Source organism: Xanthomonas sp. WHRI 10204 (assembly GCF_040202875.1).
In the GTDB taxonomy this organism is placed as follows: Bacteria; Pseudomonadota; Gammaproteobacteria; order Xanthomonadales; family Xanthomonadaceae; genus Xanthomonas.
Genome location: NZ_JBEGDW010000001.1, coordinates 2,394,096 through 2,409,233 on the forward strand (window position 1 = coordinate 2,394,096; position 15,138 = coordinate 2,409,233).

General features: G+C 62.1%; 11 protein-coding genes. 4 read left to right on the plus strand and 7 right to left on the minus strand.

Translation table 11 applies throughout. The features are described from left to right. Window positions 1-65: 65 nt before the first annotated feature. From ABQZ00_RS10365 to ABQZ00_RS10380, 4 genes are all read right to left on the minus strand, one after another. Window positions 66-881 carry an alpha/beta fold hydrolase gene (locus ABQZ00_RS10365; protein ID WP_323539301.1) on the minus strand — a complete coding sequence of 272 codons (816 nt, stop codon included), beginning with the start codon at window positions 879-881 and terminating at the stop codon, window positions 66-68. Window positions 882-1,074: 193 nt separating this feature from the next. Further along, window positions 1,075-3,666, minus strand: coding sequence for a bifunctional aconitate hydratase 2/2-methylisocitrate dehydratase (gene acnB / locus ABQZ00_RS10370; protein WP_115561945.1), 2,592 nt, complete (start codon window positions 3,664-3,666; stop codon window positions 1,075-1,077). Between the two features lie 65 nt (window positions 3,667-3,731). Then, window positions 3,732-4,142, minus strand: coding sequence for a type II toxin-antitoxin system VapC family toxin (locus tag ABQZ00_RS10375; RefSeq protein ID WP_011259444.1), 411 nt, complete (start codon window positions 4,140-4,142; stop codon window positions 3,732-3,734). Further along, on the minus strand, window positions 4,139-4,387 hold the full coding sequence (locus tag ABQZ00_RS10380; RefSeq protein WP_016903180.1) for an AbrB/MazE/SpoVT family DNA-binding domain-containing protein: 249 nt from the start codon (window positions 4,385-4,387) through the stop codon (window positions 4,139-4,141). Before ABQZ00_RS10380 ends, ABQZ00_RS10375 begins: the two co-directional genes overlap by 4 nt. Before the next feature lie 148 nt (window positions 4,388-4,535). Between ABQZ00_RS10380 and acnA the strand changes: the two genes are divergently transcribed. Beyond that, complete coding sequence (gene acnA, locus ABQZ00_RS10385) at window positions 4,536-7,304, plus strand: aconitate hydratase AcnA (RefSeq protein WP_323539300.1); 2,769 nt, start codon at window positions 4,536-4,538, stop codon at window positions 7,302-7,304. Between the two features lie 224 nt (window positions 7,305-7,528). Here the strand turns inward: acnA and ABQZ00_RS10390 are convergent, their stop codons facing one another. Continuing rightward, window positions 7,529-7,978, minus strand: coding sequence for a Cif family virulence factor (locus tag ABQZ00_RS10390; protein WP_323539299.1), 450 nt, complete (start codon window positions 7,976-7,978; stop codon window positions 7,529-7,531). Window positions 7,979-8,075: 97 nt separating this feature from the next. On the opposite strand from ABQZ00_RS10390, the gene rpfB reads away from it, so the two are divergent. The 3 genes from rpfB to ABQZ00_RS10405 all read left to right on the plus strand — a co-directional run bounded on the left by rpfB (window position 8,076) and on the right by ABQZ00_RS10405 (window position 11,716). Further along, window positions 8,076-9,758, plus strand: coding sequence for a fatty acyl-CoA ligase RpfB (gene rpfB / locus ABQZ00_RS10395; RefSeq protein ID WP_323539298.1), 1,683 nt, complete (start codon window positions 8,076-8,078; stop codon window positions 9,756-9,758). A 184-nt stretch (window positions 9,759-9,942) separates the two neighbouring features. Continuing rightward, window positions 9,943-10,221, plus strand: coding sequence for a hypothetical protein (locus ABQZ00_RS10400; RefSeq protein ID WP_323539297.1), 279 nt, complete (start codon window positions 9,943-9,945; stop codon window positions 10,219-10,221). Between the two features lie 625 nt (window positions 10,222-10,846). Continuing rightward, window positions 10,847-11,716 carry a crotonase/enoyl-CoA hydratase family protein gene (locus ABQZ00_RS10405; protein ID WP_323526050.1) on the plus strand — a complete coding sequence of 290 codons (870 nt, stop codon included), beginning with the start codon at window positions 10,847-10,849 and terminating at the stop codon, window positions 11,714-11,716. A 50-nt stretch (window positions 11,717-11,766) separates the two neighbouring features. On the opposite strand, the gene ABQZ00_RS10410 is transcribed toward ABQZ00_RS10405, so the two are convergent. Both ABQZ00_RS10410 and rpfG read right to left on the minus strand, forming a co-directional pair. Then, window positions 11,767-13,953, minus strand: a complete 2,187-nt coding sequence (locus ABQZ00_RS10410; protein WP_323539296.1) for an ATP-binding protein — start codon at window positions 13,951-13,953, stop codon at window positions 11,767-11,769. Window positions 13,954-13,956: 3 nt separating this feature from the next. Next, entirely contained in the window at window positions 13,957-15,093 is a 1,137-nt protein-coding gene (gene rpfG / locus ABQZ00_RS10415; protein WP_055846510.1) for a cyclic di-GMP phosphodiesterase response regulator RpfG, read from the minus strand. Between the last annotated feature and the right edge of the window lie 45 nt (window positions 15,094-15,138).

Below are 15,138 nucleotides of genomic sequence, written 5' to 3' on the forward strand. Positions count from 1 at the left end.
CTATCGAAGAGCGCTTGGAGTAAGGGCACACGCGTCATTCCACGCGCACCCTCCCCGCTTCAACCTCACGACAAGGTGCGTTTGAACCACCCAAGCAACTGCGCATTGACGAACGCCGGATTCTCCAGCGATGCGATATGCCCGGCATCGGGCACCAGTTCGTAATCGCAGCAAATCGCTTCGGCCATCATCCACAACTCTTCCGGCGGCCGCGCAACATCCGCGTCGCCACCAAGCAGGAAGGTGTTGGCAGGATCCAGCGCAGACATGGCATCCAGTCGATCGGCACGTCCGAAGATCAGGCGGCCAAGCGGCACGATCGACGTCCGCAGCTGCTCGGCCGTCATCGCCGCCAGGCGCTGCGCGAACGCGGCCGGCAATGCCGAGGTCAGATCGATGCCGGGGCGGAAGAAGATCGGCACGATCGCCTCGATCAGCGCAGGCGTCACCTGCCCGGCCGCTTCGATCGTATCCAGCATGCCGAAATAACGCGCACGCGTGGCCGGCGGCTCGGCGCCCAGGAAGGTGTCCATCAACACCAGGCTGCGCACGCGCTCCGGCGCCATCAAAGCAAGCTCGGCGCCCCACATGCCGCCTACCGACAGGCCCACCACCGCGCACTGCGGCAGCTCCAGCGCGTCCAGCAGGCCAAGCATCTGCCGGGCAAGATCGTCGATTCCCTGCGTGCCTTGCGGCAGTTCGCCCGACTGCCCATGGCCCCACAGCTCAGGAACGATCACCTGGTAGTGCTGCGAAAGCGCCTGGATCTGCGGCTCCCACATCGCCGCGTCCCACAGGTAGCTATGGCCGAGCAGGATCGGAAAACCTTGACCGTGCTGGGTGTAATGGAGTGTTTGACCTGCGATCGTGCAAGAAGGCATCGGCATCGACATAAATGGGAGGGCGGCGGAACTCTAGACCTCTTCACATCAGAAATTTGTTGCAGTGCGGCAAGCGGTTTAACTGCGATTTGTTTTGACGCACGTCACGCTCTACGCGAAGCGAAGTCATTGCCCGATAAACGAAAAACGCCCGGCATTGCCGGGCGTTCTAAGCTCCATCCAATCCGCTGGATCAGGCAGCGACGGTATCCGCAACGTCCTGATATTCCTGGATCTGATCGAAGTTCATGTAGCGGTAGATCTGGTCGCCACTGGTCTTGATCACACCCACATCGGCCATGTACTCCTCCTTGGTCGGAATCCGGCCCAGGCGCGAGCAGATCGCCGCCAGTTCCGCCGAGCCCAGGTACACATTGGTGTTGCGGCCCAGACGGTTGGGGAAGTTACGCGTGGAGGTGGAGAACACCGTGGCGCCCTCGCGCGCCTGCGCCTGGTTACCCATGCACAGCGAGCAGCCTGGCATCTCCATGCGCGCGCCGGCTGCGCCGAAGGTGCCGTAATGGCCTTCCTTGGTCAGCTCGGAGGCGTCCATCTTGGTCGGCGGTGCCACCCACAGACGGGTCGGGATGTCGCGCTTGCCTTCCAGCAGCTTGGCCGCGGCACGGAAGTGGCCGATGTTGGTCATGCACGAACCGATGAACACTTCGTCGATCGCCGCACCGGCCACGTCGGACAGCGTCTTGACGTCGTCCGGGTCGTTCGGGCACGCCACGATCGGCTCGTGGATGTCGGCCAGGTCGATCTCGATGACCGCGGCATATTCGGCATCGGCATCGGGCTGCAGCAGCTGCGGGTCGGCCAGCCACTCTTCCATCTTCTTGATGCGGCGGCCCAGGGTGCGCGCGTCGGCATAGCCTTCGGCGATCATCCAGCGCAGCAGGGTGATGTTGCTGGTCAGGTATTCGATGATCGGCGCCTTGTCCAGGTGCACGCTGCAACCGGCCGCCGAACGCTCGGCCGAGGCGTCGGACAGTTCGAACGCCTGCTCCACCTTCAGATTCGGCAAGCCTTCGATTTCCAGGATGCGGCCGGAGAAGATGTTCTTCTTGCCCTGCTTGGCCACGGTCAGCAGACCGTCCTTGATCGCATACAGCGGGATCGCGTTGACCAGATCGCGCAGGGTCACGCCCGGCTGCATCTCACCCTTGAAACGCACCAGCACGCTCTCGGGCATGTCCAGCGGCATCACCCCGGTGGCGGCGGCGAACGCCACCAGGCCGGAGCCGGCCGGGAACGAAATGCCGATCGGGAAACGGGTATGCGAGTCGCCACCGGTGCCCACGGTGTCGGGCAGCAGCATGCGATTGAGCCAGCTGTGGATCACGCCATCGCCCGGACGCAGCGACACGCCGCCACGGGTGGAGATGAATTCCGGCAGCGTGTGGTGGGTCTTGACGTCCACCGGCTTCGGGTAAGCGGCGGTGTGGCAGAACGACTGCATCACCAGGTCGGCCGAAAAGCCCAGGCAGGCCAGGTCCTTCAGCTCGTCGCGGGTCATCGGGCCGGTAGTGTCCTGCGAACCCACCGAGGTCATCTTCGGCTCGCAATAGGTGCCCGGGCGCATGCCCTGGCCTTCCGGCAAGCCACAGGCGCGGCCGACCATCTTCTGTGCCAGCGAGAAACCCTTGCCGGTGTCCGGCGGGTCCATCGGCAGGCGGAACAGATCCGAGGCCGGCAGGCCCAGGAATTCACGCGCCTTGGCGGTGAGGCCACGGCCGACGATCAGCGGAATGCGGCCACCGGCGCGCACTTCGTCGAACAGCACGTCCGACTTCATCGCAAACTCGGCAATCACCTGCCCGTTCTTCAGCGCCTTGCCGTCATACGGACGCAGCTCGACCACGTCGCCGTGCTCCATCTGCGACACGTCCAGCTCGATCGGCAGCGCGCCAGCGTCTTCCATGGTGTTGTAGAAGATCGGGGCGATCTTGCTACCCAGGCACACGCCGCCGAAGCGCTTGTTGGGGATGTACGGAATGTCTTCGCCGGTCCACCACAGCACCGAGTTGGTCGCCGACTTGCGCGAAGAACCGGTACCGACCACGTCACCGACGTAGGCGACCAGATGACCTTTGTCCTTGAGGTCGGCAATGGCCTGGATCGGGCCACGCTTGCCGTCTTCTTCCGGCACGAACGCCGCGCCTTCGCGGGTGTTCTTCAGCATCGCCAGCGCGTGCAGCGGGATGTCCGGGCGGGTGGTCGCATCCGGCGCGGGCGACAGGTCGTCGGTATTGGTTTCGCCCGGCACCTTGAACACGGTGACGGTCATGCTCTGCGGCACTTCCGGCTTGCTGGTGAACCACTCGGCATCGGCCCAGCTCTGCAGCACGGACTTGGCGTGCGCGTTGCCGGCGTCGGCCTTTTCCTGCACGTCATGGAACGCATCGAACACCAGCAAGGTGTGCTTGAGCGCTTCGGCGGCGGTGGCGCCCAGCTCGGCGTTATCCAGCAGGTCGATCAGCGGCTGGATGTTGTAGCCGCCCAGCATGGTGCCCAGCAGCTCGGTCGCACGCGTGGGGCTGATCAGTGCGGTCTTCTCGGTACCGAAGGCCACGGCGGCCAGGTACGAGGCCTTGACCTTGGCGGCGTCGTCGACGCCGGCCGGCACGCGCTGGCTCAGCAGCTCGACCAAAAAGGCTTCTTCGCCGGCAGGCGGAGCCTTCAACAGTTCGATGACCTCGGCGGTCTGCTGCGCGGTCAGCGGCAGCGGCGGGATACCGAGCGCGGCGCGCTCTGCAACGTGGTGGCGATAGGCTTCCAACATGCGGGTTCTCCAAAAGGACAGCAGTGAATGTGTAAAAACGTCAGACGTGGATCAGAAGGCGTGGATCAGGCAACGGGCTTGGGGACGGTGATCTTCAAGCCCTTGAAGTAGTCGCGGAAGAAGCCCTCGTCGCGGGTAATCAACCCATCGCACTGGAGCATCGCGTGGGCGCCGATCAGAAAATCCGCCACCACCCGCTCGCGCTTGCCGCCGCGTGCACGGAAGCGCTTGTTCATATGGCCGGCGCGCACCGCCGCCGCTTCCTGGGTGGCTTCGTAACGCACCCCGATCGAGGCCAGGGTTTCCATCAGGTCGACCTGGGTGTCCAGCATGGCCAGCACTTCGGCCACCACCGCGTCGCAGACCACGACCTCGTCGCGCGCCAGTGCATCGCCGATGCAGATTTCCGACACCTCGCCGTACACCGGGTCGCCGATGAGGATGTCCAGCAGCACCGAGGAGTCCAGGGCGATCATGGGTCGAACGGATCCCCGGGCGCACGGCCACGGATGGCGCGCATGGCTTCGTCAGTGCTGGTCAGGCCGTCGACCAGCTTGAACTTGCCGCGCACCTTGCGCAGCGCTTCGCTGACATCTTTACGCAAGATGATGCGCCCACCATCGAGTTCGATCTTGAGGGTGGTGCCCTTGGTCAGGCCCAGGGCATCGCGCACGGCCTTGGGCAGCGTGATCTGTCCACGTTCGGCAACGGTGGCTTCCATGAGCATGCTCCAGAAAGTATGCGCACATGATACGTACTTGGGCGGTCGTACTCAAGCGAGCAGATCGACCCGGACACACCGTGCGTACACACTGAACTGCTCAGAATAGGCCCCTACCTAAAGCCTTTCGACGCCATAGGAGTGATGCATGAGCGATTCCTTTTCCACCCGCGCCTCATTTGAGGTCCACGGCAAGCGCTACGACTATTACAGCCTGCCCAAACTGGGCGAGCGATTCGATATTGCCCACCTGCCTTACTCAATGAAGATCCTGCTGGAGAATCTGCTCCGGCACGAGGACGGCGGTGTGACCGTCGGCAAGGACCACATTGAGGCAGTCGCCAAATGGGACCCCAAGGCCGAGCCGGAGATCGAAATCGCCTTCATGCCCGCGCGCGTGGTGCTGCAGGATTTCACCGGCGTGCCGTGCGTGGTCGACCTGGCCGCGATGCGCGATGCGGTGGTCAAGCTGGGCGGCGACGCCGACCAGATCAACCCGCAGATTCCCTCCGAACTGGTCATCGACCACTCGGTGCAGGTGGACGTGTTCGGCAAGCCCGACGCGCTCGACCTCAATGGCAAGATCGAATTCCAGCGTAACCAGGAACGCTACGGCTTCCTGCGCTGGGGCCAGAAAGCGTTCGAAAACTTCAAGGTGGTGCCGCCCAATACCGGCATCGTCCACCAGGTCAATCTGGAAAACCTCGCCCGCGTGGTGATGAGCGCGGACCAGGACGGCAGCCTGGTCGCTTATCCCGACACCGTGTTCGGTACCGACAGCCACACCACCATGATCAATGGCATCGGCGTGCTGGGCTGGGGCGTGGGTGGCATCGAAGCCGAGGCTGCGATGCTGGGCCAGCCGTCCTCGATGCTGATTCCGCAGGTGGTGGGCTTCAGGCTCACCGGCAAACTGCCCGAAGGCGCCACCGCCACCGATCTCGTGCTAACCGTCACCCAGATGCTGCGCAAGGCAGGTGTGGTGGGCAAGTTCGTCGAGTTCTTCGGCGAGGGCCTGCAGCACCTGCCGCTGGCCGACCGCGCCACCATCGGCAACATGGCGCCGGAATACGGCGCCACCTGCGGCATCTTCCCGGTCGACGAAGAATCGCTGACCTACCTGCGCCTGTCCGGCCGCAGCGAAGAGCAGATTGCGCTGGTGGAAGCCTACGCAAAGGCGCAGGGCCTGTGGCACGACGCCACCACCCCGCCGGCGCAGTACAGCGCCACGCTGGAACTGGACATGGGTGAGGTCAAGCCGTCGCTGGCCGGCCCCAAGCGACCGCAGGACCGCGTGCTGCTGGAAGACATGCAGGCCAATTACCGCGAAAGCCTCAAGCCGTTCGCCGAGGCGCGCAGCAAGCGGCTGGGCGACATCAAACAGGAAGATCGCCTCAAGAACGAAGGCGGCGGCGGCACCGCAGTCGGCGCCAAGGCGGCGCATGCCGAAGGCGCGGCCGACAGCGGCGCCGGCTGGCAGCTGCGCGACGGCTCGGTGGTGATCGCTGCCATCACGTCGTGCACCAACACCTCCAACCCGGCAGTGATGCTCGGTGCCGGCCTGCTGGCACGCAACGCGGCCGCCAAGGGCTTGAAGGCGCAGCCGTGGGTCAAGACCTCGCTCGGGCCGGGCTCGCGTGTGGTCACCGATTATCTGAGCAAGGCCGGCGTGCTGGCCGACCTGGAAACGCTCGGCTTCTACGTGGTTGGCTACGGCTGCACCACCTGCATCGGCAACTCCGGCCCGCTGCCGGAAGACGTGTCCGCCGCGATTGCCAAGGACGATCTGGTCGTGGCCTCGGTGCTGTCGGGCAACCGCAACTTCGAAGGCCGGGTGCATCCCGAAGTCAAAATGAATTACCTGGCCTCGCCGCCGTTGGTCGTCGCCTATGCGATCGCCGGCACCACCGACATCGACCTCACCACCGAGCCGCTGGGCACCGGTAGCGATGGTCAGCCGGTGTACCTGCGCGACATCTGGCCGAGCAACAAGGAAATCGGCGACACCATCGCCGCGACCGTCGGCCCGGAGATGTTCAAGCAGAACTACGCCGATGTGTTCAAGGGCGATTCGCGCTGGAACACCATCGCCTCCCCCGATGGCGCGTTGTACGAATGGGATGCCGCATCCACCTACATCAAGAACCCGCCCTACTTCGATGGCATGACCATGCAGGTCGGCCATGTGGAGGACGTGCACGGCGCGCGCATCATGGGCCTGTTCGGCGACTCGATCACCACCGACCACATCTCCCCGGCCGGCAACATCAAGAAGGATTCGCCGGCAGGACGCTTCCTGCAGGAACGCGGCGTACAACCGGCCGACTTCAACAGCTACGGCAGCCGCCGCGGCAACGACGATGTGATGGTGCGCGGCACCTTCGCCAACATCCGCATCAAGAACCTGATGTTCGGTGGCGAAGAAGGCGGCAACACGCTGTATTACCCAGCAGCTGGCGGTCAGCCGGAAAAGCTGGCGATCTACGACGCGGCGGTGAAGTACAAGGCCGATGGCGTGCCGCTGGTGGTGCTGGCCGGCAAGGAGTACGGCACCGGCTCCTCGCGCGACTGGGCGGCCAAGGGCACCAACCTGCTGGGGGTCAAGGCGGTGATCGCCGAAAGCTTCGAGCGCATCCATCGCTCCAACCTGGTCGGCATGGGCGTGCTGCCGCTGCAGTTCCTGGAAAACGAAAACGCGCAGACGCTGGGTCTGGATGGCTCCGAAGTCTTGGACATCACCGGCCTGCAGGACGGTGCCAGCCGTCGCGCCACCGTCGATGCCAAGAAGTCCGATGGCAGCGTCAAGCAGTTCCAGGTCAAGGTGCTGTTGCTGACGCCGAAGGAAGTGGAGTATTTCAAGCACGGCGGCTTGCTGCAGTACGTCCTGCGCCAGCTGGCTGCACGCAAGGCGGCCTGATCCTTAGCCGCTGACGCTGGACCGACATTCCCGCCGCTTGGCGGGAATGTCGTTTCTGGGTCCGGTGCGTTTGTAGCGGAGTGCGACACATGCTGCGGGCTGTCGATGCAGTGCACGCGCTTGGCAGGCAACAATGCGTTCGTCCGCCACGTCATCGTTTTACCCTGCGGTTCGCCCGTCACGGTGATGGCGTTAGGGCCGGCATACGCGGCACCCAACCGCCCTCACTGCCCTGCCGGTTCCCATTGCGCGTGGTACAGCGTCCAATCGCCGTCCTGCAGCCGCCAGCCAGTGACCACCTGATAGGTTTGCGCCTGCTCGGGCACCCAGCCACCGCTGCCACCGGTGAGCAAGGCCGTGAAGCGCACGGTCGCCGTCTGCCCGCGCAGCTCTACCTCCAACGGGCCCACGGTGACGCCAATCTGTCGGTTCCCCAGCATCTGCAGCTGCATCAAGCGCCGCAGCCCGGCCGCGTCCAGACCGTTTTCGCCTACGAAATCGGCGGACACCGGCGCCATCGCGTCGCCGATATCGCGCGCTTCGATCGCCTCATGCATGTGTTGCAAGGTCGCGCGCAGGCGTTGCTCCGGCGCATCGCGCGCGCAAGCGGCCAGGAGCACTGCACAAATCACCAACCACCACAGCCGCTTCCACTGCCGAATGCTGCCGTGCATCACGCTTCGCCTTTTCCATCCATGACGGTATGCTGCCAGGAGTTGTAGTGCCGTGGAACACACCGCGTCACGTACTAAACACCCTGGAGGGGGGCAGATGAATCAGGCACGTCCTTGGTTGCAAAGTTATCCGGCCGGCGTCGCCGCCGAGATCGATCTCGAGCAGTTCCGCACCATTGCCGAAGTGTTCGCGACATCCGTCGCGCGCTTTGCCGATCGTCCTGCGTATCACAGCTTCGGCAAGACCATCACCTATCGGGAAGCCGATCAGCTGGTCGAGCAATTCGCGGCCTATCTGCTCGGCGAGCTGCAGTTGAAGAAAGGCGACCGCGTCGCCTTGATGATGCCCAACTGCCTGCAGTATCCCATCGCCACCTTCGGCGTCCTGCGTGCTGGCCTGACCGTGGTCAACGTCAACCCGCTCTACACCCCGCGTGAGTTGAAGCACCAGCTGATCGATTCCGGCGCCAGCGTGCTGGTGGTCATCGACAACTTCGGCACCACCGTGCAGCAGGTCATCGCCGACACCCCGGTCAAGCAGGTGATCACCACCGGCCTGGGCGACATGCTCGGCTTTCCAAAAGCGGCGCTGGTCAATTTCGTCGTCAAATACGTCAAGAAGCTGGTGCCGGAATACCGCATCAACGGTGCCATCCGCTTCCGCGATGCATTGGCGCTGGGCCGCAAGCACAGCGTGCCGACGCTGCAGATCGAATCGGACGACATCGCGTTTTTGCAGTACACCGGCGGCACCACCGGCGTGGCCAAGGGCGCGATGCTGACCCACCGCAACCTGGTCGCCAACATGCAGCAGGCGCACCAGTGGCTGTCCGGCACCGGCAAGCTGGAAGAAGGCAACGAAGTGGTGATCACCGCGCTGCCGCTGTATCACATCTTCGCGCTGACGGCGAACGGCCTGGTCTTCATGAAGATTGGCGGCTGCAATCACCTGATCAGCAATCCGCGCGACATGCCCGGCTTCGTCAAGGAACTGAAGAAGACCCGCTTTACTGCGTTTACCGGCGTCAACACGCTGTTCAACGGCCTGCTCAACACGCCCGGTTTCGACCAGATCGACTTCTCCTCGCTCAAGATGACGCTGGGCGGCGGCATGGCCGTGCAGCGCTCGGTCGCCGAGCGGTGGAAGAAAGTCACCGGCCAAACTCTGGTGGAAGCCTACGGCCTGACCGAGACGTCGCCGGCCGCCTGCATCAACCCGATGGACCTGAAGGACTACAACGCCTCGATCGGCCTGCCGATTCCCTCCACCGATGCCTGCATCAAGGACGACGGCGGTGCGGAACTGGCGATCGGCGAGATTGGCGAGTTGTGCATCAAGGGCCCGCAGGTGATGAAGGGCTATTGGAAGCAGCCCGCCGAAACCGCCAAGGTGATGGACGCGGACGGCTGGCTGCACACCGGCGACATCGCGCGGATGGACGAGCTAGGCTTCGTCTACATCGTCGACCGTAAGAAGGACATGATTCTGGTGTCCGGTTTCAACGTCTACCCGAACGAGATCGAAGACGTCATCGCCACCATGCCCGGCGTGCTGGAAGTAGCGGCGGTCGGCGTACCGGACGAAAAATCGGGCGAAATCGTCAAAGTCGTGATCGTCAAGAAAGACCCTGCCCTGACCGCCGACGATGTGAAGGCGCATTGCCGGACCAATCTGACCGGCTACAAGCAGCCGCGCGTGATCGAATTCCGCAAGGAATTGCCGAAAACCAACGTCGGCAAGATCCTGAGGCGCGAACTGCGGGATGCGCCGAAGGCATAGTCCACCGCGCGACCGCAGAGTTGAAGACGTTCAGTCGTCATGACGCCCGCAACGCCGCAAGGCCTTGCGGGCGTCTACATTTCAGCCCAGGAACCATCAGAAAACGAATACATGCTCTACCTGTCGTACTTCACTGCATGCTTCATGCTAGACGGCCGCAGAGGTATCCAAGACGTCAAGAAGCATGAACGCGAAAGAAGAGATCGCGATGAAAGCTGGAAGCAAGCAAGAGAACACCACGCTGCATATACTCATCCTCACGTTCGCAGCGATGAGGGGAATTAGGAAGTTTGATAACGGAAAAACCGTGCGTTCCCATTTGATCAAAGCGAAGCATCGAAGCACGATCGCCACGACTCGGGTGATGGCCGAGAACAATCAGACGAACCGCTGGTTAGAGCGCCTTTGCACCGAGCGTACACCACCCGCCGGCGCGCTCCCCAAGGACTCAACTAACCACTAAAAGTGCAGAGCTAGCGAGAGCCAAATCCCCAACCCAATGATGCGAACGCTTGGCGACATCATCATAAAAACACTGGATTGCGACAGAGCACCATCTACCGCAGTGAAAGAACCGCCGACAGGAATTCAGAATAAGCCACAGACGGCTACGCGCAACATTGCGACACCGATTTTGAATACCACCATGTACTCGGGGCGCCAATCATCGACATTAAAAACGCTGCCTTACTTTGACTCTTAGCTTAGCGATAAAGGCTCGCCTCTGAAGCAACCGCAACCAGCACGCGCCCGATCTTCTACGACGCAATTCGCAATTCGGAAGAGCTCGCTCCTCTAACCACATCGCAATAAACCTCACCCAGTGAGGAGAAAATCGACCATCAAAACATAGCTAACGCCAAACTAGATAATTATGACAACCGGGCTCATTTTCGAAAGAATTGAGCTCACAACGCCACACGCCCTATAACGAAGGCTCACCGAAAGATTCGGTTCGTTGATCCTTCACACTTGGAAGAAACCCCTTGCCATTATGGAGATAGTGCCGGTGTAGCATCGATTTCGAGTGGATCGTGCGCGCCCGCCGACATCCACTCTCCCGAAGCGGGCACTTCCAGGATCAGCCCATGAACACGATTGAAAAGATTTCCCTCGGCCGCCCCCACTCCACCATTCGTGTCGACTGCTCAGCAGCTGACGGCACCCATTGGTTATATATGCATGCAAACGCGCACCTCGGTGTACGCCCTTGCTGCAACCCCCAGTTATTGGACGAGATATGGGATGTCATGGGTTCAATCACGCGTGCTCCGCACGAAAGGCGTAATGGCGAGCTGCGTCATTTCGTTCTTGCCTCTGACTCAAGCGCTTTCAATCTAGGCGGGGATCTGGATCTGTTTGCGCGCCTGATCCGCGAGCAAAATCGCGATCACTTGTTGCGCTATGCAAAACGGTGCGTGGAAGGTGTGCACCATCTGCACGTGGGCTTTGGTGGTGACGTCCGCAGCATCGCGCTACTGCAGGGCGATGCACTGGGCGGCGGACTGGAGATGGCCCTTGCCTGTCACACCATCGTCGCCGAGGAAGGCATCGGCATGGGACTTCCCGAGGTCTTGTTCGATCTATTCCCTGGAATGGGCGCATATTCCTTCCTATGCCGCCGCGTCGCGCCTCATTTGGCAGAAAAAATCATTCTTGACGGACGCATCTACAGCAGCGAAGAAATGCACGCGATGGGGATCGTGGACGTACTGGTCCCGAAGGGGCAAGGCGTGATGGCGACTGAAAATCTCATTCGTCAGCAAAAACGTATCCCCAGCTCCTACCTTGCGATGAATGCGGCGCGCAACGTGGCACAGTCGGTTCCGTATGAAGAATTGCTGCGCATCACCGAAATATGGGTGGATGCAGCACTGGCATTGAGCAACAAATCGTTGCGTACGATGGACCGGCTGGTCAAGGCACAGAATCGACGAATGGGCGTAGGTCCCGCCTGATTTTGGTAGATCCAATGCAGGGGGATCAGGCCCGGCCTATTGCCGGGCTTTCATCCAAGATCGCCATTTCCACTGGCGCCTTCCTGGGACTTCCGTTGTGCACGTTGAGCGAGCGCATCGCGTCCTTGCTGCAATCCATCCTTGAGTTGCTCCAGCCGCTGACGCCACTCGGCCCGCAGCTGCGCCTCTGACAGTCGCATCAACTCTCCGCCCTGTTCGGCCAAGATCACCAGTCCAAGATTGCTGGAGACACCCTTGACGGCATGTGCATGCTCACGCAACCGTGCCCAATCTTCATCGGCAGCGGATTTACCCAGTTGAACGACACACGCGCTGACATCGCTGAGACATTGTTGAATGAACTCGCGCTCGAATTCATTGCCCATCCCCAGCTCCGCCAGTTCGTCCAGCACGGCAGGATCCAGCACGGTGCCGGTCACAACCGGTCCGCGGATGCCAATCGTCAAATCCGTCTGGCGCAGTTTTTGATTGACGGCGATCTCGGCCAGCGTATCCAGCAGCTTGATTGCCGCCACCGGCTTTGCCAGGAAGGCGTAAGCCCCGGCCTGTTCACAACTACGGATTGACTCTGGGGTTACGTCAGCGCTCAGCACCACCACCGGAGTACCCGGTTGGCCTCCGGCCTGCATGACACGGAGCTGCTTCAGCATGTCCAGACCGCTGACGCCAGGCATGTGCAGATCCACGATCGCAAGGTCGAAATCCGTCGCAGCAAGCGCGTCGAGCACTGCTTCGCCACCGTCGACGCAGGTGACGCGATGCCCCGCCTTTTGCAGCAAACGTTGCAGCACAAGACGATTTGCCAGATGGTCGTCTGCCACCAGGATGTGCATGCTGCGCACGCGGGCACGGTGACGCAGAAATGGATCGGCAAACGCGATGACATTGCCCGGAATCGTTGTCGCGTCTGCATCCTGCAACACGGGCAGTGGCGCTAGCGCCGTTGCGGGCTTTTCTGCCACCAGACCAAATGGGAGCTCAAACCAGAACAGACTGCCGCCGGTCGGATTTTCCGCAAAACCAATCGCGCCGCCCATCGACTGCACCAGCCCCTTCGCAATCGTGGTCCCCAGACCGCTGCCTTCGAACCGACGCGCCAGCCCGGTATCCGCTTGCTCAAACGCATCGAACAGACGTGGCCGCATGTCGACCGGCACACCGATACCTGTGTCGAGCACTTCAAAGCGCAGCAACACCCCGGCATGGCCGCTAGGCAAGCCTGTCGACACCTTCAACTGCACACTGCCTTGATCGGTGAACTTGACTGCGTTACCGACCAGGTTGAGCAAGATTTGCTGCAAATGACCGGCATCCCCTTGAATCTGCGGGGGCACGTCCGCGGCGACGGTCATCTCGTAGCTCAAGCCCTTTGCCTTGGCTTGCGGTTTGAGGATGAGGCCAATCGCCTGCAATGTAGAGTGCAGCGCAAAATCCGAAATAGTGATCCGGAGCTTGCCGGCCTCGATGGCCGAGATGTCCAACACCTCTTCCACCAGCGCAAGCAGGCTACGTGTGGAGGCTTGAATCGTTTTAAGACATTCGCGCTGCTCGCTATCCAGACGCGTAGTCGCCAACACCTCGGTCATTCCGGACAACCCGTTGAGTGGCGTACGGAATTCGTGACTCATGTTCGCGAGAAAGCGGCTCTTGGCCTCACTGGCACGACGTGCCTCCGTCGTGGCGCGGGTCAGCTGCCGTAAAAGGCTAGAGAAATACAGCGGAACAGCAGCCAGGCCAATTGTCAGCCCGACCCCAAGGCGTTGGTTGAGACGCCAGTAGTCGGTCATTGCAACTGTCGTGGCAAAACTCGCAACAGCCATCACCACTGCAAGGTAAAGATAGCGGTTGCCGTATCGCAGGCCGTTGCCGACGGTGACCCACATGACCACCACATAGACCCAGGCCAAGGGTTCCCCCATCTGGATCATGCCGGCTGCCATCAAGCCGTAATCGGCCAGCATCCCCAGGATGCGACGCGCATCCGAGTGGCCGGGGCGCCATAGCAACCAGCCGAACAATGCAAGCCCGAGGCTTAAGCCTGTGAGGATAATGCCCAACACGCTGGCGTGTTGGGTCGGGGGCAAGCTGTGATGGACGCTTGGCAGCAGGACGTAACACAGGATCAAGGTGATCAAAACGATGCGAACAATCGCTTGACCATGTTCGCTGTCAGGTCGATTCGTCAGCCGCTGCCGGATCCATCCGAACGAGTTCATGGCCTATACCCCGGGCCGCGCCGATGCGGTGGAGAACTCACCGCAGATCTGGTCCAGCTGCGCGCGACCGCGCAATAGTGCATCCACGCAGCGCGGGTCGAACAGGCGGCCGCGTTGCGCGTAGAGATACGCCAGTGCGGCGTCCATCGTCCACGCTTCCTTGTACGGACGCGGCGACAGCAGGGCATCGAACACGTCGGCCACCGCCACGATGCGCGCTTCCAGCGGAATCGCCTCGCCGACCAGGCCGTCCGGATACCCGGTGCCGTCGTAGCGCTCGTGGTGGCGCAGCGCGATCAAGGCGCCCACCTGGATGAAGCGATTCTGGCTGCCGCTGAGCAACTCGTAGCCGATCCGCGGGTGGCGCTTCATCACGCTCATCTCGTCGTCGGTGAGCTTGCCTGGCTTGAGCAGCACCGAGTCGGGAATGGCGATCTTGCCCATGTCGTGCAGCGGTGCGGCCATCTCGATGATGCGCACTTCTTCTTCCGACAACCCCAGCTGTTCGGCGATCAGGCCGGCCACATGCGACATGCGCTCCAGAAACGCGCTGGTGCCCGAATCGCGGTATTCGATGGCGCGCGCCAGCCGCGACAAGGTTTCGCGCTCGCGCTCTTCGACCTCGTTCATGCTGGCCAGCAGGCGTTGTTCCAGCGACAGCGCGCGTTGCTTGACGCTCTCGCTCTGCTGACGCAGCTGCAACAGATTGGAGCAGCGTGCTCGCAGCTCGCGCGGGCGGATCGGCTTGACCAGAAAGTCGATCACCCCGGCTTCCAGCGCCGCCTGGCGGATCGGCTCGTCGCCGACGATGGTGATCAGGATGATCGGAATATCGCGATGGCTCGGCAGCCGGCGCAGGCGCCGCGCGAACTCCAGGCCATCCATCCCGGGCATGCGGTAGTCGAGCAGCAACAGATCCACGCGCCCGGCTTCGCACCAGGCCAACGCGTCGAGCGGGTCGCCGAAGTCGTAGACCTTCAGCTCCGGCGCGATGTCCTCGATGACATGGCGCAGCATCGTCCGCGCGGACATCTGATCATCGACAATGACGATGTTCAATCCCAGATCCGCCTTTTCCGCCCAGCTTCCCCATGTATCCGCCGACACCATGCCGTCCGGATTCCCTAAAACATCCTGCATAGCCGTTGCTCCTCTATCCCGAGAACGGAAAAGCGTGACGCCGAC